The following is a 23,085-nucleotide window of genomic DNA, read 5'->3' as shown; positions in this document are numbered from 1 at the left end:
TTTTACTAAGATCTAAATAACAAAAAAAATTATCAATTTGTCAAATTATACCGAATATTTATCAGTATAATTAATTATCAAAAACTATTTTTTACTAAAAGTAACTAGCAGTACATTCTATGGTTTGAAGCAAATTTTTCTATGATACCCTAAGAATTCTGAAAATACTATTATGAGTTGAAATAGTCATATTTTCATTATTATCTAACAAGGGTTTTTATAAATTTAACTCAAATTATTTCTTTCTGATTTTTTATTCCGAATCTTCATAATTTTGACTTAATTTTTCTACTTAAATCTTTCGAAGGTTGAATTGAAATATATAAGCACGGAGCATATATATTTCAATTCTTTTTTCTTAAATCGTTTGTTTTGCTAAAACAGTGAGATTCTTTAATCTCTTCTCGCTACAATTTATTCAAATAATAATTACTGTTCAACTGTCAATAGAATCCCTATACAATTCCATTTTTACAGAATTAAGAGTGAAATTTTATTCACTAAAACGATCTGCATTTGCAAAATGAAGAATAATCAAGTATTCATAATTAGGAAACAGTGATTTATTGCTAATCAAAAAAACATAATTTACCTTCATTCATCCTTATAGAATAATGATTTATGCATAGAAAAAGCTGCTTTACGTCCATCTCCCATTGCTAAAATCACAGTTGCACCACCCCTTACTATATCACCTCCTGCATAAACATCAGTCAAATCAGTCTGTAAGGTATCTTGATTTACAATAATTGTTCCTAATTTATTTACTTTAAGTCCTTTAAAGGAATTAGGCACAAGTGGATTAGGAGAGACTCCAATGGCTACGATGACTATATCCACATCTAAAACTTCAATTGCATTAGGAACCGACACGGGTTTTCTTCTACCAGAAGTATCTGGTTCTCCTAAAGCCATTTGCTGAAGAATTATTTGTCTTACCTGTCCTTTTTCATCTCCAATATACTCAATTGGATTGTAAAGATTCATAAAAATAATACCTTCTTCTTTAGCATGTTTTACTTCTTCTATGCGTGCCGGCATTTCTTCTTCTGAACGACGATAAATAATCATAGCTTTTTCAGCTCCTAAACGTCGAGCTGTTCTTACAGAATCTATTGCTGTATTTCCCCCACCAATAACTGCTATATTTCTACCAAAAAAAATAGGAGTATCGTTTTCTTTCCGATTAGCACCCATTAAATTAACACGAGTCAAATATTCATTAGAAGATAAAATCTTTGAAAAATTTTCTCCAGGAATATTCATAAAATTAGGCAAACCAGCACCTCCAGCAACAAAAAATCCTCTATAGCCCTCGTTATGTAAATCTTGATAGGTAATAGTCTTACCTACAATTATATTTTTAATAAATCGAACACCCATTTTATTCAAAATATCAATCTCTACATCTACAATGTAATTTGGCAAACGAAATTCAGGAATACCATACTTCAATACCCCACCAAATTCATGCAAAGCTTCAAAGACTGTTACTTCGTATCCTAATTTAGCCATACCTCCTGCAAAAGATAATCCTGCAGGACCTGAACCAACCACAGCAATTTTAATTGCATTCTTTTCTGCAATTTCAGGAATAGATACTAAACTATTTTCTCGTTCAAAATCGGCAGTAAAACGTTCTAAATAACCAATAGCCACCGGATCTCTTTTAGTTTTTAAATAAATACACTTGCTTTCACATTGTTTTTCTTGAGGGCAAACCCTACCACAAACTGCTGGCATAGCAGAATTTTGTTTCAATATTTTGGCAGCTTTCAAAATATTATTCCTCTCAATGTTTTTAATAAATTTAGGAATATTGATTTCTACAGGGCACCCTGTTATACACTTCGGGTCAAAACAATCCAAACAACGTTTAGCTTCCAATAGTGCTTGCTCTAACGATAATCCTAAACTTACCTCATCGTAACTATGACTCCTATAATCTGGATTCATTTCTCTCATATTAACACGTGGAATACTAATACGTTCTCGATTTTTCATACTCTTGCGTAAATTTTCTCGCCAAGATTCATTCCGTTGAGATTCCAAATATTCCTTATCAATCATGATTTTCCTTAATTTATAATTAATTATAAGCATTTAGCCGTATTATCATTTCATCAAAATTAACCTTATGAGCATCAAATTCAGGTCCATCTACACAAACAAATTTAGTTTCTCCATCCACTGAAACACGACAAGCACCACACATTCCCGTTCCATCAACCATAATAGTGTTCAAAGAAGCAATCGTAGGAATACTATATTTTTTTGTCAAGAGAGCAACAAATTTCATCATAATAGCAGGTCCAACCGTTATACAAAAATCTACTTTTTCTTTCTTGATAACTGTCTCTACACCACTAGTTACAAGCCCATTTGTCCCGTAGGAACCATCATCAGTCATTATTATTACTTCATCCGAAAATTTCCTAATTTCTTTTTCCAAAATAATTAACTCCTTAGTTCGTGCAGCTAAAATAGCAATTACTTTATTTCCTACTTTTTTCATTGCTTCTACAATTGGCAACATAGGAGCAGCTCCAATTCCACCACAAGCACAAACAATAGTCCCAAACTTATCAATATGAGTTGCCGTACCTAATGGTCCAACTAAATCAGTAATTTCATCTCCTTCATTCATGGCGCAAATCTTTTTAGATGATTCTCCAACTCGTTGAATAATAAGAGTAATCGTACCATTTCGAACATCTGCATTTACAATAGTTAATGGAATACGTTCCCCATTTTTACCTACTTTTACTATTACGAAATGTCCTGCTTTTCTTGATTTAGCAATTAAAGGAGCTTCTACTTTCAATTTAATCACATTTTCAGAAAGAATTTCTTTTTTAACAATTTTATTCATTTAGTATTTTTTTAGAAAAAGTATTACAACAAGAGTAATCAAAAATAAAGATTTTAACTGTACTTTTATCAATCTACAAGTTCATTTTTTCTTAATTAGAACTGATTCAACAATTTACAAAAATGCTCATTTTAAGAAAACAACTTTGAGATAATTAAAAACAATTGAAGATGGTAACATTAAACAACTTATCTATCTTGCTTATAAGTTGTTTTTTCAGCAGCTGCAATTACGAAACTATCTAACCCAATAAAGGGAAATTCCTCAATTTTTAAAATCAATAGGATATAAAAAACCAACCCAATTATAATTATCCTGTAAACGAATATGAGAAATTCATTAAAATTACAAATGACAGATATTATTTTTCTATATCATAATCTGATATTCCAATATAAGTATTGGAATAAATATTTTTGACAGGATTTTTCGATAGACTTGGTTGTCAAATAGTATGAAAATATCTGTACATCACCTTAGCAAAAATATTTTATTATATATAAAACAATAATTTTATTACTACTAACTCACTTTTTAGAAAAAAAAGAAAGCAAATTCAATCATCCTTTAAAAAGTATAGCAAGCGTATTATGCTACTTACAAGGATAAAAGAAGAAAATTGAATACTAAATCTTTAATTGAAAAATAACTCAAAACTGAAATAAACAACAAAATACATAATAACATTTAATAGTAAAAATATAACGACAGACTAGAAAAACTAAAGAAACTGAAAAATAAACGGAAATAAACGAAGTAGTCGAGTATGTACTAATTATTTAATTTATTATAATTTATGAAAAGTTTAATAGTAGTGTTAGGTCCTACTTCAGTAGGTAAGACAAAGATAGCTCTCTTTTTAGCAAAATATTTTCAATCGCCTATCATTTCTGTGGATTCTCGACAATTTTACAAAGAAATACCTATTGGAACAGCAGCTCCATCTATTGTAGAATTATATCAAGTAAAGCATTATTTTATAGCTAATCTTTCAATTTTTGATTATTACAACGCTAACAAATTCGAACAAGAAGCAATAAAGCTTATTTCTCATCTTCACCAAAAACATCAAACAATCATTGCCTGCGGTGGATCTATGCTATACCTTGATGCTCTTTGTCAAGGTATAGATGAAATTCCAACAATAGATCCTCAATTGCGTATGGATATTTCTTCTCTTTACAAAAAAGAAGGCATATACTCTATTCGCCAACAATTAAAGATTCATGATCCTACTTTCTACAACACAGTAGATCTAAAAAATCATAAAAGAGTAATTCATGCTTTAGAAATTTGCCTCATGACAGGAAAACCATATTCTCAATTTCGTTGTAAAAATATAAAAACACGTCCATTCAATATTATTAAAATTGGATTAAATAGAGAACGTCAAGAGCTTTATAATAGAATTAATACCCGTGTAGATATGATGGTAAAAAATGGACTTGTTGAAGAAGCTAACAAAGTTTATCCCTATCGTTACCTTAACTCTTTAAATACAGTCGGATACAAAGAGCTTTTTCAATTTTTTGATGGAAAATATACTCTAGATTTTACTATTGAAAAAATCAAAAAAAATACAAGAAATTATTCTCGCAAACAGATGACGTGGTTTAAAAAAGACAAAAAAATTAATTGGTTTTATCTACATAAAAATGATGAATTTATAGTCAATCATTTACTTGATAGTATTGAAATTTCTTTATCCCATTTACCATATCAGACGCCAGTCAGTTTAAAATCCCATTCAATTCAGTAGTTATTAAATACATTCTACCTTTTATCTTTAAAAAAATTCCTCATTAAAAGACTGGATTCCTCTGCCAATACTCCATTAGTAACTCTCGTTTTAGGATGTAGAATAGAAGGAAACACCTTGTTATATCCTCGCTTCTTGTCTTCTGTTCCATAAACAATACGTTTTATTCGAGACCATGCTAAAGCTCCAGCACACATTAAACATGGCTCTAGTGTTACGTAAAGTATACAATCTGTCAAATATTTTCCTCCCAAAGCTCCTGCTGCAGCGGTAATTGCTTGCATTTCTGCATGTGCTGTTATATCATTAAGCATTTCCACAAGATTATGTGAACGAGCAATAACTCGTTCATCCAAAACAATCACTGCTCCAATGGGAACTTCTGCTTTTTCAAAAGCTTTTTGAGCTTCAAACAAAGCTTGCCTCATATAATATTCATCCTCTTGTAGCATCATCATTAACTAATAAAAGAAATTACTCATTTTAAATACAAATACAATTTTCAAAATTGCATGCACATTTTATATTACAAAAAAAAATAACATGAAAACATAATCGAATAAATACCAACAGTCACAAAAATATTCAAGAATAATCCCTCCTCACGCAAGGTACAAAAAATGAAGGAAGCTTTCAATAAGAAAAATTTCCTTTTCATTTTTATACAAAAAAAGTATTATTTTTGTTGGGTTCTACTCGAGTATGTAAATAAGTGAAAAAGAGAGTTTTGTCAGTGAACGTATTTATGATAGAAACATTAAAAAATAAAATTTGAAAATCTTATTTATAAATACTTCCTTAACTATAGTACAAGAAGGACATGCTCAATTAAATAGTCATATTGGAATTATATAATTCTGTATTGGGCTCAGTTTGTAGCTTTTTTGAAAAATCACTAAACTACAAAAATTCAATAAAAAATGAAATAACAATAAGCCACAGAATAAAATTGCGTTTATCACTTTTAAAGCATGTTACAAATTATAGAAAATTTATTGAATAATGTTGACTTAATAGAAATTAAGACATACTATGAATAAGAAAAAAAACAATAGAAATATATTTTCGGGTAATAGAAAGCCTATCAAATTTGGAATCAACTGGGTATTTTTTTTAATACTAGCTGTATTTGCTTACATTTTCTTTTTCAACCGTAGTACAGTAAATAATAAAGATGTTAATTGGACTGAATTTCAACAGCTTGCTCGGAAAAATTTTTTCAGTAAAATGGTAGTCAATCTGCATGATAATAAAGTAACAGCTAAAATTAAAAAGGAGAAAGCTTTAGATATTTCAGACATAAATACTTTTCCTCATTCATATCCATTCATAGGAAAAAAAATAGAAGGGACTGTTTCTACAACAGTCCCTTCTACAGAGTTTGCAAGCTTTTACAAAGAAGCAGTCTCCCAAAGTAATATAGATGCTACAGTAGAATATGACGAGGGGCATAATTTATTATGGTATCTATTTGGAAATCTTTTACCAATTCTTTTCTTCGCTTGTATTTGGATATTCATTATGAGGAGGATGTCTGGAGGAGGGGGAGGAGGAATATTTAATGTAGGTAAAAACAAGGCACAAGTATATGATAAAAGTTCATCCGATTCTAAAAAAATCACATTCAAAGATGTAGCCGGATTGTCAGAAGCTAAACAAGAAGTAGAAGAAATTGTTGATTTTTTAAAAAATTCTAATAAGTATACAGGGTTAGGAGCAAAAATTCCGAAAGGAGTTTTATTAGTTGGTCTTCCAGGAACAGGAAAAACGCTTTTAGCAAAAGCCGTGGCAGGAGAAGCTGATGTTCCATTTTTTTCCATGTCAGGTTCTGATTTTGTAGAAATGTTTGTAGGAGTAGGGGCTTCTCGTGTTCGAGATTTATTTCGTCAAGCTAAAGAAAAAGCACCATGCATTATTTTTATTGATGAAATAGATGCTGTTGGAAGAGAACGTGGAAGAAATCCAAATATAGGAGCTAATGATGAAAGAGAAAACACATTGAATCAGTTACTAACTGAAATGGATGGCTTCGGTTCAAATAGTGGTGTAATTATTTTAGCAGCTACGAATCGTGTAGACATTTTAGATAAAGCATTATTGCGTGCCGGTCGTTTTGATAGGCAAATCAACGTAGATTTACCAGAACTAAATGATCGAAAAGAAATTTTTGTAGTTCATTTACGAGATATTAAAACAGACAATTCTGTAAATATGGATTTTCTGGCTCGTCAGTCGCCAGGATTTTCAGGAGCAGATATTGCAAATGTTTGCAATGAAGCTGCTTTAATAGCAGCTCGTAATGGAAAAGAATTTGTTCAAAAAGAAGATTTTACAAATGCTATAGATCGCATTGTTGGAGGGTTGGAAAAAAAATCAAAAATAACAACTACAGGAGAGCGTCAAACCATAGCTTTACATGAGGCAGGTCATGCTACTTTAAGCTGGATGTTAGAGTATACCAATCCTCTGGTAAAAGTGACCATTGTCCCTCGAGGAAAAACTTTAGGGGCAGCTTGGTACGTACCAGAAGAGCGAAAAATCACTACTTGCCAACAGTTACAAGACGAATTATGTGCCACTTTAGGTGGAAGAGCTGCTGAAGAATTATTTTTAAAAAAAATTTCTACTGGTGCTGCTAATGATTTAGAACGAATAACAAAGCAAGCATACGCTATGGTTGTTTACTATGGGATGAGTAAATATCTACCAAATGTAAATTACTATGACGCTACAGGCCAAGATTGGGGATTTTACAAACCTTATAGTGACGAAACAGCCTATCTAATAGATAAAGAAGTACAACGAATAGTGGAAGAACAATACAATAGAGCAAAAATAATTCTTACAGAGTATAATAAGCAACATCAACAATTAACAGATATTCTACTGGAACGAGAAGTAGTTTATGCTGATGATTTAGAACAAATATTTGGGAAACGCAAATGGTTATCTCGATCTCAAGAAATATTGGAACAGCAAAACTATCCGAATCAACAAAATAATCAAGAGGATAAACAAAAAGTTTTTGAATGAAAAATTTCTTAATAAGAGCTTTTTCCAGTCTTATATATGTTTTTTTTATAATATTAGGCATCTTGCATTGTTATACATTTCTCATTGTATTTTCTATGATAACTTTTCTTTGTTTGCATGAATTTTACAGACTAGTTAATATTAAACAAAAAACTGTCATTCATTATTTACATTGTTTAGGAGGTGTATTGCTGTTTGTTATCACTTATTTATATACTTCGGGTATCTTTCCTCATCTTAATATTTTTCTATTTTATTTGCTCTACATTGTAACTATATTTACCCTAGGATTATACGATAAATACAAAAACCCTATTACTCATATAACATTTATTTTGTTTGGACAATACTATGTAGCACTTCCCTTATCATTACTAAATGCTATAGCTTTTGAAAAAAACATTTACTCCTACAAATTACTGTTAGCTTTATTTGTATTTATTTGGATAAACGACTCCGCTGCTTATATCGTAGGAACTAACTTTGGAAAGCACCAATTATTAAAACACATTTCTCCTAAAAAATCGTGGGAAGGATTTTTTGGCGGATTTATTCTTACTCTTATTTCTTCCTTTATATTTGCCCGTTTTTTTTCAAAAATATCTCTTTATAATTGGATAGGAATGGCTATTGCCGTAACAGCATTTAGCACATTAGGTGATTTAATAGAATCTCTTATAAAACGTACATGGAGAATAAAAGATTCAGGATTTACTATCCCTGGGCACGGAGGATTTCTCGATCGTTTCGATAGTTTACTTTTTGCTACATATGCTCTACTTTTTTATGTGAAATGGTTCATGCAATAACTCTTGCTTATACAAAAGCAACTAAAATCATCATTTTGAAAAATATTTGTATCTTTGTCCTAAAACGATTATTGAATAATGACGAAACAGAATGAAAAAGATAGAGTGTTCGTTTTTGATACTACTCTACGAGACGGTGAGCAAGTACCTGGGTGTCAATTGAGTACTATTGAAAAAATCCAAGTTGCACAATCCTTAGAAAATCTTGGCGTAGATGTTATTGAGGCAGGGTTTCCTATTTCTAGTCCAGGAGATTTTAATTCAGTAGTAGAAATTTCTAAATCTGTAACGTTGACTACAATATGTGCATTAACTCGTGCAGTGGAAAAAGACATCGATATAGCTGCCGAATCACTCCAATATGCTAAAAGAAAAAGAATTCACACTGGAATAGGTACGTCTTACTATCACATTAAATATAAATTCAATTCAACACAAGATGAGATTATAAAAAGGGCAATAAAAGCTGTAAAATATGCTAAAAAATACGTCGAAGATATTGAATTTTATTGTGAAGATGCAGGGAGAACAGATAATGTTTATTTAGCAAAAGTAGTAGAAAGTGTTATAAAAGCCGGAGCAACAGTAGTAAATATTCCCGATACTACAGGATATTGTCTTCCAGCAGAATATGGAGCAAAAATTAAATTCCTTATGGAAAATGTAAAAGGCATTCAGAATGCTGTTCTCTCTACTCATTGTCACAATGATTTAGGTATGGCAACAGCTAATACTGTTTCTGGAATTATAAATGGAGCGAGACAAGTAGAAGTGACTATTAATGGTGTAGGAGAAAGAGCTGGGAATACCTCTTTAGAAGAAATAGTAATGATCATTAAGAGTCACAAAGAATTGAATGTCAAAACTAATATCAATACCAAACATATTTGTCCTATTAGTCGTACAATTTCTAATTTGATGAATATGCCGGTTCAACCTAATAAAGCTATTGTCGGAAGAAATGCTTTTGCTCATTCTTCAGGAATTCATCAAGATGGTATATTAAAAAATCGGGAAAATTACGAAATCATGGATCCAAAAGATGTAGGAATTAACGATAATACTATTGCTTTAACCGCTAGGAGTGGTCGTGCTGCTTTAAAACACCGATTAAATATTTTAGGAATTAAATTTTCTCAAAAAAAACTAGATAATATTTATGAAGAATTTCTCAAGTTAGCTGACCAGAAAAAAGATATTAATGATGATGATTTATTAATACTTACTGGCAAAGACCGAACCAAATCTAATCGTATAAAACTAGAATATTTGCAAGTTACTTCTGGAATAGGAATTTTACCGGTAGCTTCTGTTTGTTTAAATATTGCAGACGAAAAATTTGAAGCTGCCTCTTCAGGAAATGGACCTATAGATGCAGCTATTAAAGCAATAAAACAGATTGTTCACAGACAAGTAGTTATCCATGAATTTCTAATTCAAGCTATAAACAAAGGTAGTAACGATATAGGTAAAGTTCATATGCAAGTAAAGCATAATGATATCAATTATTACGGTTTTGCAGCCAATACTGATATTGTTGCCGCTTCAGTAGAAGCATTTATAGATGCGATAAATAAATTTGTAGAATAATAAAAAAATTGCCTTTATGGGACAAACTCTATTTGAAAAAATTTGGAATAAACATGTTGTAATTACTGTAGAGAATGGTCCTACACAATTATACGTAGATCGCATGTATTGTCATGAGGTAACTAGCCCACAAGCATTCGAAGGATTGCGAAAGAGAGGATTGAAAGTTTTTCGTCCAAAACAAATTACTTGTATACCTGACCACAATGTTCCAACTCAAAATCAAAATCTACCTATTCAAGACTCTATTTCAAGAAAACAAATATATACTTTAGAAAAAAATGCTAGGGAATTTGGAGTTAATTATTATCCAATAGGACATGCTTTCAATGGTATTGTACATGTAGTTGGACCTGAAATAGGACTTTCTCTACCAGGAATGACGATAGTATGTGGTGATTCTCATACTTCTACACATGGAGCCTTGGGAGCAGTAGCTTTTGGTATCGGAACAAGTGAGGTAGAAATGGTTTTGGCTACACAATGTGTTTTTCAAATTCCTCCAAAAACTATGCGAATTACAGTAAAAGGGAAGCTAAAATCAAGTGTTAGCGCTAAGGATATAGCACTATATATTATTTCTCAGATTACTACTGGAGGTGCAACTGGATATTTCATAGAATATGCTGGAGAAACGATTGAAAGTCTCTCTATGGAGAGCCGTTTGACATTGTGCAATCTTTCCATAGAGATGGGAGCAAGAGGAGGAATAATTGCCCCAGATGAAATAACATATGAGTATATTAAAAACTGTGAATACGCTCCAAAAAGGAGAGATTGGGATAAATCTCTAGCTTATTGGCAAACACTAAGGAGTGATAAGGATGCCTTTTTTGATAAAGAAGTTATTTTTGATGCAGATAACATTGAACCTATGGTGACTTATGGAACAAATCCTGGAATGAGTATAGGTATTAATGATACTATTCCTTCAGTAGAAAATATAGGAGAAACAAGTCGAACCTCTTTTTTAAAATCGTTGAAATATATGAATTTTAATCCTGGAGAAAAAATCATAGGAAAGTCTATTGATTATATTTTTTTAGGAAGTTGTACTAATGGACGAATAGAAGATTTCAGAGCATTCTCTAATTTCGTAAAAGGGAGAAAAAAAGCAGATAATATCACTGCATGGCTTGTCCCAGGTTCACAAAAAGTAGATAAACAAATTAAAAAAGAAGGATTAGATAAGATTTTAAAAGATGCCGGATTCGAAATTCGTCAGCCAAGTTGTTCTGCATGTTTATCTATGAATGAAGACAAAATTCCTGCAGGTAAATATGCTGTATCCACTTCCAATCGTAATTTTGAAGGTAGGCAAGGACCAGGAGCAAGAACGATTTTATCAGGAGTATTAGTTGCTGCTGCTTCATCTATAACAGGGAAAATAACAGATCCAAGAACAATTTTCTAATAAAACAATTTAAAATATCTCAAGAAAATTTAATTTATATATTATTAATAATTATATAAAGAATATAAAACTATCACATGGAAAAATTTGTAATATTAACAAGTACGGTTGTACCTTTACCAATACAGAATATTGATACTGACCAAATTATCCCAGCACGTTTCCTAAAAGCTACTTCTAAAGAAGGGTTTGGCAACAATCTTTTTCGAGACTGGCGTTATGATAAAAATAATAATCTGATATCGTCTTTTGTATTGAATGATTCTATTTATAGTGAAAGTAAAATATTAGTAGCTGGGAAAAATTTTGGTAGTGGATCTAGTAGAGAACATGCAGCATGGGCAATTGCAGACTATGGATTCAAAGTGGTAGTTTCCAGTTTTTTTGCAGATATCTTCAAAAATAATGCAATGAACAATTTTGTCCTTCCAATAGTTGTTTCAGAGATTTTTCTTTTTCAAATATTTGAAAAAGTTAATAAAGATCCAAAAACAACATTAACTATAAATCTTGAAAATCAAACAATTATCAATAATACTACTAAAAAATCGGAAAAATTTGAGATTAACACTTATAAAAAAGAATGTTTTTTAAACGGACTTGATGATATTGATTATTTGCTGAAAAAAAAAGATAAAATAGAAGAATACGAAGTTAACTGTGAATATTGAAATATTAGATACAACTTTACGCGACGGAGAACAAACTTGTGGTGTCTCTTTTTCTAGTAGTGAGAAGTTGCATATTGCTCGTATTTTGTTGGTGGATTTAAACATTGATCGCATAGAAATTGCTTCAGCAAAAGTATCAGAAGGGGAATATGAAACTGTAAAGCGAATTGCTCATTGGGCTATCTCCAACAATTATATTGACCGTATAGAAGTATTAGGTTTTGTAGATAACAAAATTTCTTTGAATTGGGTAAAAAATGCTGGGTGCAAAGTAATGAATTTACTGTGCAAGGGTTCGCTCAAACATTGTACTAAACAACTCAAAAAAACGCCTGAACAGCATCTTGCTGATATCAAAGAAGTATTGAAAAATGCGAAAAAAATGGATATTACTATTAATATTTATTTAGAAGATTGGTCAAATGGAATGTTGGATGATCAGGATTATGTTTTCTTTTTGATGGATAACTTAAAAAATACAAATATCAAACATTTCATGCTTCCAGATACATTAGGAATTCTCAATCCATTTAATACTAACATATTTTGTAAAAAAATTCGAGAAAAATACTCTGATATTCAGTTGGATTTTCATGCACACAACGATTACGATTTAGCAGTAGGGAACGTTCTTGCTGCTGTTAATGCTGGAATTACAGGAATTCACTCCACTATTAATGGTTTGGGAGAAAGAGCAGGCAATGCTCCATTAGCAAGCGTTATTGCTATTCTCCATGATCAATTGAAAATAAAAACTAATATTGCAGAAGAACATTTAAACTGGTCAAGTCGTATAGTAGAATCCTATTCAGGTATTCGAATCCCAAATAATAAGCCGATAATTGGAGATAGTGTTTTCACTCAATGTGCTGGAATTCATGTGGACGGTGATAGTAAAAGTAATCTCTATTGCAATGATCTATTACCAGAGCGTTTTGGACGATTAAGAGAATATGCTCTTGGTAAAACTTCTGGAAAATCCAATATTAAAAAAAATCTAGAAGAAGTAGGTATTGAATTAGAAGAAGAGTCTATGAAAAAATTAACTGAACGAATTGTAGAACTTGGAGATAAAAAAGAAATCGTTACTCAGGATGACTTACCTTATATTATCTCAGATATTCTTAATTCTGGAAATACCGAAAAAATACGAATTGTTAATTATTCATTGTCTTTAACACATGGTCTGAGACCAATTGCTACTGTAAGAATTGAAATTAATGGAAAAGAATATGAAGAAACAGCAGCAGGTGATGGGCAGTATCATGCTTTTTCTAAAACACTTTGGAAAATTTATACCCAATTAAATAAACCAACACCAATTTTAAAAGACTATAATGTATCTATTCCTCCAGGAGGACGCACTGATGCCTTAGTCCAAACAACTATTGTTTGGAATTTCAACGATAAAGATTTTAAAACACATGGGTTAGATGTAGACCAAACAAAATCTGCTATCAAAGCAACCATCCGAATGTTAAACAGAATAGAAAGTATGTGGAAATATAATGAATAAGTATCCAACACAATAATTAAATTCATTTTGCTTTTAACCCATCCAAATTTACTATATAGAACACAGATTAGAACTATAACTTAAAGATTAATAACGCTAGCCTCCTGTGTCAATTTCATTCAAAAGCTATATTAACTTCAAAATTTAGCTCCCTATAAATACTAAAAACATAATTTTTAACCCTTATTTATTTATTTTTAGGAATAAAAAATTCCTAAATTAAAACCTAAAATAAGATATTTTTTTACTGAGCTCATCTAAACGCTTGCAGAGAATGTGTCGCATATACCCAATTTTACCAATGTAATTCTCTGATTCAGAATTCAATTACATATAAGCTCGAGAAATGAACACAACACCTATACAATAACAGAAATTTATTTTTTAATGTTTTTTTTCTGTAATTCACAATTCCATTTTAGAGAGAGAAAAAGAAAACTATTAAAGCTCTAAAATTCATTGAAAGAATAATTCTCTATATTATGTTGCATTCTTATCTATATCGTGCTATTCCTCATAAACTTTCCAATATTTATCTCATTATTATTATTAATATCTTAGTTTTAAAAACTAAATTCTGAATTATTAACACATGTCTAAAAACAAAAAATCAAATAAGCGCAGCAAATTTCCATTATTTATTATAAATTTTATACTTAAAATTTATAATTGAGGCCCTGCCAAGACTAAATCTTTTCCTTCTGGCAAATATTGTTCAAAATTCTTAATATATTTCAAAGCAAGTGATTTTGCCTTTATCTTCCACTCTTCTTGATTAGTATATGTATCACGGGGGTCAAGAATACCTTCAGAGACACCTTTTAGTAGTTTTGGAACATATAGATTAAGAATAGGAATATGTACCTTTTCTTCTTTTTCAATAGATCCGTCAATAATAGCATCTATAATAGAGCGCGTGTCTTTAATAGAAATACGTTTATTTGTACCATTCCAACCAGTATTCACCAAATATGCCGTGGCATTATGCTCTTTCATTTTCTTAGACAACACACTTGCATATTGAGTAGGATGTAAAGTAAGAAAAGCTTCACCAAAAGCAGGAGAAAAAGAAGGAACTGGCTCAGTAATACCACGTTCCGTTCCAGCCAATTTAGATGTATAGCCACAAAGAAAATGATATTGAGCAGATTTTTCATCCAATATTGAAACTGGAGGAAGTACACCAAAAGCATCAGCAGATAAATAAACAATTTTTCTTGCATGTCCAGCATTTGAAGGAAGTACTATTTTGTTAATATGATAGATCGGATATGAAACACGCGTATTTTCCGTTTTTGAGACCTCTTTAGAATAGTCAGGAGTCCCATTAGTTTTTACAGTCACGTTTTCTAGCAAAGCATCACGACGAATAGCCTCCCAAATATCTGGTTCATTTTTTTGATTTAAATCTATCACTTTCGCATAACAACCACCTTCATAATTAAATATACCATTATCATCCCAACCATGTTCATCGTCTCCAATCAAATAACGCTTCGGATCAGCACTAAGAGTGGTTTTTCCTGTTCCAGATAAGCCAAAAAATACAGCAACGTCACCCTTTTCACCTACATTCGCTGAGCAATGCATAGACGCGATTCCCCTCAATGGCAAATAATAATTTTGCATAGAAAACATACCTTTCTTCATTTCTCCACCGTACCAAGTACCACCAATAATTTGCTCTTTTTCTGTTAGGTTAAACAATATATATATATCAGAATTCAACCCTTGCTCTTTCCATTTCTGATTACTTTTTTTAGAACCGTTAAAAACTACAAAATCAGGTTCCCCATACTGCTCCAATTCATAATGTGAAGGACGAATAAACATATTCTTCACAAAATGTGCTTGCCAAGCAACCTCAACAATAAAACGTACTTTCATACGAGTATTTTTATTCGTTCCACAAAAAGTATCTACTACATACAGTTCTTTTGCTGTATTAAGCTGTCTTATAGTTAAATCTCTCAAATTGCCCCAAACGGCTTGCGAAATTGGTTTGTTAATATTATTATCCCACCAAATTGTATTTTCAGTTGTTGTATCCTTTACGATATAACGATCCTTAGGAGATCTTCCAGTGAATTTACCAGTGTCTACCGATACTGCACCTGTATTAGTTACAACACCCTTTTCAAATCCCTTGTTTTCAGGATTTGTTTCAGCTTTATAAAGTTCTTCATAGGAAGGATTATAAACAACAGTAATATCACTGCTAATACCATATTTACTTAAATCTATTTTAGCCATCAAAAATAATTTAGTTATTTCATTTAATTAGATTAATCGATTATCTCTTTGTGTCAATAAATATATCTAAAAACATACAAAAATATTTTTTTTTTAAAAAAAAAGCAAACAAATTGCAATCAAATAATTTTAATCACAAAACTAAAGAAGAATCGGATTGTTTTTTAGTTAAAAATTTTTTTAACTTATTTATGGCTTCTGCTCTATGACTAATAGTATTTTTTATTTTTTCACCTAATTCAGCAAATGTTTGAGTATATCCCTGAGGAATAAATACAGAGTCATAACCAAAACCTGCTATTCCTCTTTTCTCCTTTGTAAGTATCCCTTTTACAAGACCTTCAAAAAAATATTTTCTTCCCTGAAAAATTAATGCAATTACTGTTCTAAACTGAGCTGAATAATCATTTACCTTCTCTAATTTCTTCAACACTTTTTGTATATTTGCCTCTGAATTTTTTATTTTTCCAGCATAACGAGCGGAATAAACACCAGGTGCTTTATTTAAAGCATATACTTCCAACCCTGTATCATCGGCAAAGCAATCCACACCATATTTTTGATAGACATACTGTGCTTTTAAAAAAGCATTTTCTTTCAAAGAAGATGCAGTTTCTGGAATATCTTCAAAGCAAGCAATATCTTGTAATGAAAAAAGTTTAAAATTTTCACCTAAAATATCCTTGATTTCTTGTAATTTGTGCAAATTGTTCGTGGCAATAATTAGCTTTTTATTTGTCATTATACAAGGGTTCTGTGCATTTGTCAAAACTTTTTTTTCAACTCAGATACAAAAAATAAACAAATCTACAGAGTAGGAATTGGATTTTTATTACTAAATCACCTTGTTTTTTTTAAAAATTTTCCTACCGGTTTTTTCTTTTGGCAAAACAAAAAATAATATTACTTCATCAAATCTTGTTCTTACAGAAACAATGACAGTCATTAATTAAATAATTCTTTATCTTTCCTTTAACTTTAATGCAATGTTCGACTACTTGGATTATTCCTGAACTGCAAAGGAATACAAACTTGATCTTGAAAAGATACTAGCAAACTATCTACTACATATAAATTTTCAATTTTTACAGAAAAATACAAATTTTGCATTCAATATAATTTGAATTAAACAAATCTATATTATCCTAACTAATTTTATACTCTTCATACTTAGATAAAGTAACATGCTAAGCCGATGATTAGAAAATATTGGGTAACTATTTCTTACCCATTGATAATACAGAAGCTCTTCTTTGCAAACTCTTACCGATTTACATTAAAAAATATCCTATCACACAGTTAATTTCAAAAACATCTATATACTAATTTAAACACAAACCATCTCTACTTTACTTAGAAAATATACCATTTTACTTAAATCTTCAAAAACTAATCTCAAAGTGAAACTGTAGGTGCATTATACCCAAGCACTATAATATTCCATACCAATTACCCATTCTAAGTTTATTTAATACAAGCCTTAATTTTTATCACATAGAAATAGATAAACAATGAGAGCATTACTAAAATTGAAAAAGCAATACACAAGTGAAATTTTACAATAACTAAATAACTCTCCAATCGACGAATAGGAAACAGCTCACTAAAACCATAAACTTATAACATTTCTAACTGTAATTTCATAAAAAATATAGCCGCCCCATGTACAATTATTATTTATAAATCTTAGCATTTCCATCAAAAAAAAGTTATCTGCAAAAAATAACAGCCTTCAATGAAAAATATTCTTCATTTGTTTTAAATTATTTTTATATGTGAATATAGATAAAACCATTCAATTGCATTTCTTTTTTGTCATAAATATTTCTTCCATCAAGAACAATTGGCTGGTACATAGTTTCTTTTAATAATTTCCACGAAGGAAAGTAAAATTCTTTCCATTCTGTTAACAAAAGTAAAGCATTTGCATCTTTAGTAGCATCGTACATATTCTTGTAATAGTTTAGCTTGTTACCAAACCGTCTTCTAGCTTCTACTACTGCTACAGGATCATATACTTTTAATATTGCTCCCGCTTTTAGTAATAAATCAATCATTACTAAAACAGGCGATTCACGCATATCGTCAGTATCCGGCTTAAAAGTTAGACCCCAAAAAGCAATAATTTTCCCTTTTAAGTTATTTTCAAAAATGTACAAAAGTTTATCAAAAAGTATTGTTTTTTGTTTGTTATTAACAGTCTCTACAGCTTGTAATACTTGCATAGTGTAATCATTTTGAAGCCCTATTTGAATTAAAGTTTTTACATCTTTTGGAAAACAACTTCCTCCATATCCACAACCAGCGTACAAAAATTTATTACCAATACGAGAATCAGAACCAATACCATTACGAACCATATTTATATCAGCACCAACCAAACTGCAAAGGTTAGCAATATCATTCATAAAAGAAATACGTGTTGCCAACATTGCATTAGCTGCATATTTAATCATTTCTGCCGAAATGATATCTGTATAAATTATTCTATAACGATTCAATATAAATGGTTTATATAGCTTGTCCATTATTTTCTTCGCCTTTTCAGTTTCTACTCCTACTACTACTCTGTCTGGACTCATAAAATCTTTTATAGCTGTTCCCTCCTTCAAGAATTCAGGATTAGATGCCAAATCAAAAGGAATATTTATTCCTCTTTTATCTAACTCTTCTTTTATAACAGTTTTAATCTTTTGAGAAGTTCCAACTGGCACAGTACTTTTAATAACTACTAAAACATAATGTTCTATATTTTTTCCAATAGTATGAGCTGCTTTTAATACACAGTTCAAATCAACATTTCCATCTTCATTTAATGGAGTTCCTACAGAAATAAAAATTATTTCTATCTCTTTTAGAGAATTTTTTAAATCAATTTTAAAACACAAACGTTTTGCTTTGTAATTTTTTCTAACTAATCTTTCTAAATTAGGTTCATAAATAGGAATAATACCGCTATTGAGTTTTTTTATTTTATTTTCATCAATATCTACACAAGTAACATAGATTCCCATTTCTGAAAAACAAGTCCCAGTTATTAATCCTACATATCCTGTTCCTACGATCATAATATTCATCTTGGAAAAAGCTTCTAAAATATTAATATATACATATAAATAAATTTATATATATAAAAATATTTAATAAATATTATAACGTATATAAAAAAATGCTTTACATTTGTAACAAATGTAATTTCCGTGAGGGAAATCAAATATAGTTTTAATCTTTATAATCATTACAAAATGAAAAAGTTAGTATTATGTGCAGCCTTTTTTTCTATTGTTTGTTTTGGTTCTTGTAAAAACCAATCAGATCAAACAGATCAGGCAGATCAAGATCAAACAAATCAAGTAGATCAAACAAACCAATCAGATCAAACAAACCAATCAGATCAAACAAACCAATCAGATCAAACAAACCAATCAGATCAAACAGATCAGGCAGATCAAACAAACCAAGAATCAAGATCTTCGAAGTAATTTGTTCAGAAAAAATATAGGAGGATTTTTTTTATTTTCTTCCTATATTTTTTATTTCAAATCGTTTTTATTAAAATTTAGTCGGCTAGTGTTTATAGCGAATAGATTGAAATCTAACTTTGAAAAAGTTGACTTCTCCTTTTAAACATAATAGAGAGTTAACAATAATAGAGTATCCGCAAAATATTTTGTCTTAAATTAAGACAAAACAATCTCAGGAATTGTAATCTTATCTTCAATCAGGTTATGATTCTTTATAAAGATAAGCAATAAACTTCCATTGGAATTAGTAAGGTTTTTTATTAATATTTTAGTAAATCAGTGAATTTTGAAAACAAGTTAACAAAATATTTTCCACATATCATTTACAAACAAAGAACACAGTTTACTGATTTGTATAATTTATATACAGATTGGAACAGAAAAGTTAACCTTATTTCTCGAAAAGATATAAAAAATTTATATGAAAGACACGTACTGTATTCTTTAGGTATTGCTCAGATAATATCTTTTTGTGATCACTCTACGGTATTAGATGTTGGAACGGGAGGTGGATTCCCAGGGATACCATTGGCTATTTTGTTTCCAAACGTTCGATTTCTTCTTTTAGATAGTACAGGAAAAAAAATAAAAGCGGTAAAAAATATTATTAATGAGCTTGACTTAAAAAACGCAGAAGGCAAATGTATACGGGCAGAATACGAAAAGGATCAATTTGATTTTGTTGTCAGCCGTGCAACAATGCCTTTGTCAAGATTGGTAAAAATTATACAGAAGAATATCAAAAAAAAACAACAAAATGTTTTCTCCAATGGTCTTTTTTGCTTAAAAGGTGGTGACTTACAAGACGAATTAAAACTACTAAAAAATAGAATAATAGAATATGAATTGAATAACTTCTTTCAAGAAGAATTCTTCAAGACAAAAAAAGTAATTTATTTACCTTTATAACTCATAATTCTCATTTCCGTATCACCTTTATCAAACCCTTTTTCACAACTTGAATAATACTAGATGGCTTTGCTGATTGGATTTCATTTCTTCTGTAATTTACCACATAATCCACAGATTTAATAATCTCATTACTTATTTCTGAAAAATTAGTAGGTGTAAGTTGACCGCTAATATTAGCAGAAGTAGAAACTAAAGGTTTTTTCAATTGATAACACAATTGTTTAGAAAAAATTTCTTCTGTTATACGAAAGCCTAAAGTACCATCAGAAGCAATCAAATTAGGAGCTATATTTTTTGCTCCCGAATAAATAATTGTTAATGGTTTGAACTTTGATAAATCTATCAACTTATAAATAATTTTAGGAAAATCTTTTATATAATTATTTAATTTGACAGAAGAATCCAACAATATTAACATAGACTTTATATTGGAACGTCTTTTAACAGTGTAAATTCGCTCCACCGCTTTTACATTAGTAGCATCGCACCCAATACCCCAAATAGTATCAGTAGGATAAAGAATAATCCCTCCTTTCTTCAAAATTTTATACGCTCTTGTTATTTCTTCTTGCATAAAAAAAGATCATAGAATCATTTTTCATTACCACATATAGCTTTTAGACTCATATCAAGACTCTTTACAGAATGAGTCAATGCTCCGACAGAAATATAATCTATACCAGTTTCTGCATAATCACGAATTGTATCATAAGTAATTCTTCCAGAAGATTCAAGCTTATACCTACCATTCACTCGTTCAACAGCTCTTCGAGTATTTTCTACATCAAAATTATCTAACATAATACGATCGATACCTCCTGTTTGTAAAACTTCTTCTAATTCATCAAAGTTGCGTACCTCTATTTCAATCAGAAGTTGAATTTCTTTTTTCTTTAAATATTTTCTTACCTGAAAAATGGCATTTCTTATACCTCCTGCAAAATCAATATGATTATCTTTCAATAATACCATATCAAAAAGACCCATACGGTGATTATTACCTCCTCCAATACGAACAGCTTCTTTTTCAAGTATCCGCATGCATGGTGTTGTTTTACGAGTATCTAATATACGAGCAGCTGTCCCATCCAATCTTTTCACATATTTACGAGTTATTGTAGCAATCCCACTCATTCGTTGCATAACATTTAATATTAATCGCTCAATTTGAAGTAAAGATTGAACCTTTCCTTCCACTGTAAAAACCAAATCATTCCGTTTTACTTCTCTACCATCTGGAATATAAATATTCATATTCAAATTTGTATCAAAAATACGAAATATCTGTTTAGATGCTTCTACACCAGCTAAAATACCTTCTTCTTTTACTAGTAACTGAAGCTTTCCTTCTGACAAAGGAGAAATAATCGACAATGTCGTATGATCTCCATCTCCAATATCTTCTTCTAATGCCAATTGAATAAGCTCATTTATCAACTTTTGTTCCATACTATTTAAATAATTGCTTTAATTTTTCTACATAGTCTAATTTTTCCCATGTAAATAATTCTACTTCCAATTCTCTGAATTTTCCAATATCTACATATCGAGAAGTAAATATTTTTCTTATTTTTTCTGATAAACGTCCCATATGCCCATAAACAGCTGTTTCTATATAAATAGGATTGCGAAGTTTCAAACGAATCTCAATTGCCTTAGGACGCATATCAAATATTTCTAATACCTTTTTTGCTATTTGACTATCTGTTAAATCAACCTTACTTTTACCATAAGTATTGATAAAAATATTCATGGGCTTGGCAATCCCTATTGCATAGGATATTTGGACTAATACCTCTTCTGATACGTCTGCTGCTACTAAATTTTTAGCAATGTGACGAGCAGCATAAGCTGCTGAACGGTCTACTTTAGAAGAGTCTTTCCCAGAAAAAGCACCGCCACCATGAGCACCTTTTCCTCCGTAAGTATCTACGATAATCTTCCTACCAGTTAATCCTGTATCACCATGAGGCCCACCAATAACAAATTTCCCTGTTGGGTTTATATAATATTTGACTTCTTCATTAAACAAAGCCTGTACATTTTCAGAATACTTTGTTTTGACACGAGGAATCAAAATATTTCTAACGTCTTCCATAATTCTTGATTGCATAGCTCCCTCTGAACTAAATTCATCATGCTGTGTAGAGATGACAATATTATCTATACTTTCAGGAACACCATTATCATGGTAACGAATAGTTACTTGTGATTTAGCATCTGGACGAAGATAAGACATTAGATTGGGTTCTTGTTTACGAATCTTTGTTAATTCTTTCATGAGTTGGTGAGATAAATCTAAAGACAATGGGATGTAATTAGCTGTTTCATTAGTAGCATAACCAAACATTATTCCCTGATCTCCTGCACCTTGATCAAAAGGATCTTCTCTTTCCATACCTCTACGAATATCACTTGACTGTTCATGAATAAGACTAATTATCCCAGAAGATCTTGATTCAAAATGATACTCATTTTTCGTATATCCTATATCTTCTATTACTTTTCGAACTATTTCAGAAATATCTAAATATACTTCAGACTTTACTTCTCCTGCCAATATTACTTGTCCACTAGTTACTAATGTTTCACAAGCTACTTTAGAATTTCTATCATATGCAAGAAAATTATCTAATACAGCATCAGATATTTGATCCGCTATCTTATCAGGATGACCCTCAGATACTGATTCAGATGTAAATAAATAACTCATTGATTAAAAAATGAATTTT

At 30.5% G+C, this 23,085-nt stretch carries 18 protein-coding genes; 9 read left to right on the top strand and 9 right to left on the bottom strand.

Annotated elements, in window-relative coordinates; genetic code table 11:
* Positions 1 to 594 precede the first annotated feature (594 nt).
* Both gltA and ACZ5QM_RS03310 read right to left on the bottom strand, forming a co-directional pair.
* Positions 595 to 2,070 (bottom strand): NADPH-dependent glutamate synthase, encoded by a 1,476-nt coding sequence (gltA, locus tag ACZ5QM_RS03315; protein WP_464183332.1) that lies wholly within the window; start codon positions 2,068 to 2,070, stop codon positions 595 to 597.
* Between the two features lie 19 nt (positions 2,071 to 2,089).
* A complete protein-coding gene (locus tag ACZ5QM_RS03310) occupies positions 2,090 to 2,872 on the bottom strand; it encodes a sulfide/dihydroorotate dehydrogenase-like FAD/NAD-binding protein (RefSeq protein WP_464182632.1) in 783 nt (260 codons plus the stop codon).
* 796 nt (positions 2,873 to 3,668) lie between these two features.
* Between ACZ5QM_RS03310 and miaA the strand changes: the two genes are divergently transcribed.
* Positions 3,669 to 4,631, top strand: a complete 963-nt coding sequence (gene miaA / locus ACZ5QM_RS03305; protein ID WP_464182630.1) for a tRNA (adenosine(37)-N6)-dimethylallyltransferase MiaA — start codon at positions 3,669 to 3,671, stop codon at positions 4,629 to 4,631.
* Positions 4,632 to 4,645: 14 nt separating this feature from the next.
* Here miaA and ACZ5QM_RS03300 read toward each other — a convergent pair whose 3' ends face one another.
* Positions 4,646 to 5,083, bottom strand: a complete 438-nt coding sequence (locus ACZ5QM_RS03300; protein WP_464183331.1) for a nucleoside deaminase — start codon at positions 5,081 to 5,083, stop codon at positions 4,646 to 4,648.
* A gap of 580 nt (positions 5,084 to 5,663) precedes the next feature.
* Between ACZ5QM_RS03300 and ftsH the strand changes: the two genes are divergently transcribed.
* The 6 genes from ftsH (at position 5,664) to ACZ5QM_RS03270 (ending at position 13,664) form a co-directional block, all read left to right on the top strand.
* Positions 5,664 to 7,664, top strand: a complete 2,001-nt coding sequence (gene ftsH, locus ACZ5QM_RS03295) for an ATP-dependent zinc metalloprotease FtsH (RefSeq protein WP_464182629.1) — start codon at positions 5,664 to 5,666, stop codon at positions 7,662 to 7,664.
* Positions 7,661 to 8,473, top strand: coding sequence for a phosphatidate cytidylyltransferase (locus tag ACZ5QM_RS03290; RefSeq protein ID WP_464182627.1), 813 nt, complete (start codon positions 7,661 to 7,663; stop codon positions 8,471 to 8,473). The genes ftsH and ACZ5QM_RS03290 overlap by 4 nt, the downstream gene beginning before the upstream one ends.
* Before the next feature lie 78 nt (positions 8,474 to 8,551).
* Positions 8,552 to 10,063 carry a 2-isopropylmalate synthase gene (locus tag ACZ5QM_RS03285; RefSeq protein ID WP_464182626.1) on the top strand — a complete coding sequence of 504 codons (1,512 nt, stop codon included), beginning with the start codon at positions 8,552 to 8,554 and terminating at the stop codon, positions 10,061 to 10,063.
* 16 nt (positions 10,064 to 10,079) lie between these two features.
* Complete coding sequence (leuC, locus tag ACZ5QM_RS03280) at positions 10,080 to 11,477, top strand: 3-isopropylmalate dehydratase large subunit (RefSeq protein ID WP_464182624.1); 1,398 nt, start codon at positions 10,080 to 10,082, stop codon at positions 11,475 to 11,477.
* A gap of 77 nt (positions 11,478 to 11,554) precedes the next feature.
* Complete coding sequence (leuD, locus tag ACZ5QM_RS03275; protein ID WP_464182622.1) at positions 11,555 to 12,148, top strand: 3-isopropylmalate dehydratase small subunit; 594 nt, start codon at positions 11,555 to 11,557, stop codon at positions 12,146 to 12,148.
* On the top strand, positions 12,138 to 13,664 hold the full coding sequence (locus tag ACZ5QM_RS03270) for an alpha-isopropylmalate synthase regulatory domain-containing protein (protein WP_464182621.1): 1,527 nt from the start codon (positions 12,138 to 12,140) through the stop codon (positions 13,662 to 13,664). The genes leuD and ACZ5QM_RS03270 overlap by 11 nt, the downstream gene beginning before the upstream one ends.
* 663 nt (positions 13,665 to 14,327) lie before the next feature.
* Here the strand turns inward: ACZ5QM_RS03270 and pckA are convergent.
* From pckA to ACZ5QM_RS03255, 3 genes are all read right to left on the bottom strand, one after another.
* Complete coding sequence (gene pckA / locus ACZ5QM_RS03265) at positions 14,328 to 15,917, bottom strand: phosphoenolpyruvate carboxykinase (ATP) (protein WP_464182620.1); 1,590 nt, start codon at positions 15,915 to 15,917, stop codon at positions 14,328 to 14,330.
* Between the two features lie 133 nt (positions 15,918 to 16,050).
* Positions 16,051 to 16,659: a non-canonical purine NTP diphosphatase gene (locus ACZ5QM_RS03260; protein ID WP_464182618.1), complete on the bottom strand. Its 609-nt coding sequence runs from the start codon at positions 16,657 to 16,659 to the stop codon at positions 16,051 to 16,053.
* A gap of 1,027 nt (positions 16,660 to 17,686) precedes the next feature.
* Entirely contained in the window at positions 17,687 to 18,994 is a 1,308-nt protein-coding gene (locus ACZ5QM_RS03255) for a UDP-glucose dehydrogenase family protein (protein ID WP_464182617.1), read from the bottom strand.
* Between the two features lie 168 nt (positions 18,995 to 19,162).
* On the opposite strand from ACZ5QM_RS03255, the gene ACZ5QM_RS03250 reads away from it, so the two are divergent.
* Entirely contained in the window at positions 19,163 to 19,399 is a 237-nt protein-coding gene (locus ACZ5QM_RS03250; protein WP_464203003.1) for a hypothetical protein, read from the top strand.
* A gap of 321 nt (positions 19,400 to 19,720) precedes the next feature.
* Positions 19,721 to 20,350: a 16S rRNA (guanine(527)-N(7))-methyltransferase RsmG gene (gene rsmG, locus ACZ5QM_RS03245; RefSeq protein ID WP_464182615.1), complete on the top strand. Its 630-nt coding sequence runs from the start codon at positions 19,721 to 19,723 to the stop codon at positions 20,348 to 20,350.
* Between the two features lie 10 nt (positions 20,351 to 20,360).
* Here the strand turns inward: rsmG and ACZ5QM_RS03240 are convergent, their stop codons facing one another.
* From ACZ5QM_RS03240 to metK, 3 genes are read right to left on the bottom strand one after another with little or no spacing between them, the layout of a single operon-like run.
* Positions 20,361 to 20,927, bottom strand: a complete 567-nt coding sequence (locus ACZ5QM_RS03240; RefSeq protein WP_464182614.1) for an L-threonylcarbamoyladenylate synthase — start codon at positions 20,925 to 20,927, stop codon at positions 20,361 to 20,363.
* A gap of 17 nt (positions 20,928 to 20,944) precedes the next feature.
* Positions 20,945 to 21,802 carry a carboxylating nicotinate-nucleotide diphosphorylase gene (nadC, locus tag ACZ5QM_RS03235; RefSeq protein ID WP_464203002.1) on the bottom strand — a complete coding sequence of 286 codons (858 nt, stop codon included), beginning with the start codon at positions 21,800 to 21,802 and terminating at the stop codon, positions 20,945 to 20,947.
* Position 21,803: 1 nt separating this feature from the next.
* Entirely contained in the window at positions 21,804 to 23,066 is a 1,263-nt protein-coding gene (gene metK, locus ACZ5QM_RS03230; protein ID WP_464182612.1) for a methionine adenosyltransferase, read from the bottom strand.
* Positions 23,067 to 23,085 lie beyond the last annotated feature (19 nt).

The sequence above is a fragment of the Azobacteroides sp. (SeqCode) genome (assembly GCF_055395615.1).
This window is presented reverse-complemented; position numbering and strand designations above follow the sequence as displayed.

Coding starts and splice junctions, on each gene's coding strand:
- gltA (WP_464183332.1), bottom strand. CDS start 2,070: ATGATTGATAAGGAATATTTGGAATCTCAACGGAATGAATCTTGGCGA.
- ACZ5QM_RS03310 (WP_464182632.1), bottom strand. CDS start 2,872: ATGAATAAAATTGTTAAAAAAGAAATTCTTTCTGAAAATGTGATTAAA.
- miaA (WP_464182630.1), top strand. CDS start 3,669: ATGAAAAGTTTAATAGTAGTGTTAGGTCCTACTTCAGTAGGTAAGACA.
- ACZ5QM_RS03300 (WP_464183331.1), bottom strand. CDS start 5,083: ATGCTACAAGAGGATGAATATTATATGAGGCAAGCTTTGTTTGAAGCT.
- ftsH (WP_464182629.1), top strand. CDS start 5,664: ATGAATAAGAAAAAAAACAATAGAAATATATTTTCGGGTAATAGAAAG.
- ACZ5QM_RS03290 (WP_464182627.1), top strand. CDS start 7,661: ATGAAAAATTTCTTAATAAGAGCTTTTTCCAGTCTTATATATGTTTTT.
- ACZ5QM_RS03285 (WP_464182626.1), top strand. CDS start 8,552: ATGACGAAACAGAATGAAAAAGATAGAGTGTTCGTTTTTGATACTACT.
- leuC (WP_464182624.1), top strand. CDS start 10,080: ATGGGACAAACTCTATTTGAAAAAATTTGGAATAAACATGTTGTAATT.
- leuD (WP_464182622.1), top strand. CDS start 11,555: ATGGAAAAATTTGTAATATTAACAAGTACGGTTGTACCTTTACCAATA.
- pckA (WP_464182620.1), bottom strand. CDS start 15,917: ATGGCTAAAATAGATTTAAGTAAATATGGTATTAGCAGTGATATTACT.
- ACZ5QM_RS03260 (WP_464182618.1), bottom strand. CDS start 16,659: ATGACAAATAAAAAGCTAATTATTGCCACGAACAATTTGCACAAATTA.
- ACZ5QM_RS03255 (WP_464182617.1), bottom strand. CDS start 18,994: ATGAATATTATGATCGTAGGAACAGGATATGTAGGATTAATAACTGGG.
- ACZ5QM_RS03250 (WP_464203003.1), top strand. CDS start 19,163: ATGAAAAAGTTAGTATTATGTGCAGCCTTTTTTTCTATTGTTTGTTTT.
- ACZ5QM_RS03240 (WP_464182614.1), bottom strand. CDS start 20,927: ATGCAAGAAGAAATAACAAGAGCGTATAAAATTTTGAAGAAAGGAGGG.
- nadC (WP_464203002.1), bottom strand. CDS start 21,802: ATGGAACAAAAGTTGATAAATGAGCTTATTCAATTGGCATTAGAAGAA.
- metK (WP_464182612.1), bottom strand. CDS start 23,066: ATGAGTTATTTATTTACATCTGAATCAGTATCTGAGGGTCATCCTGAT.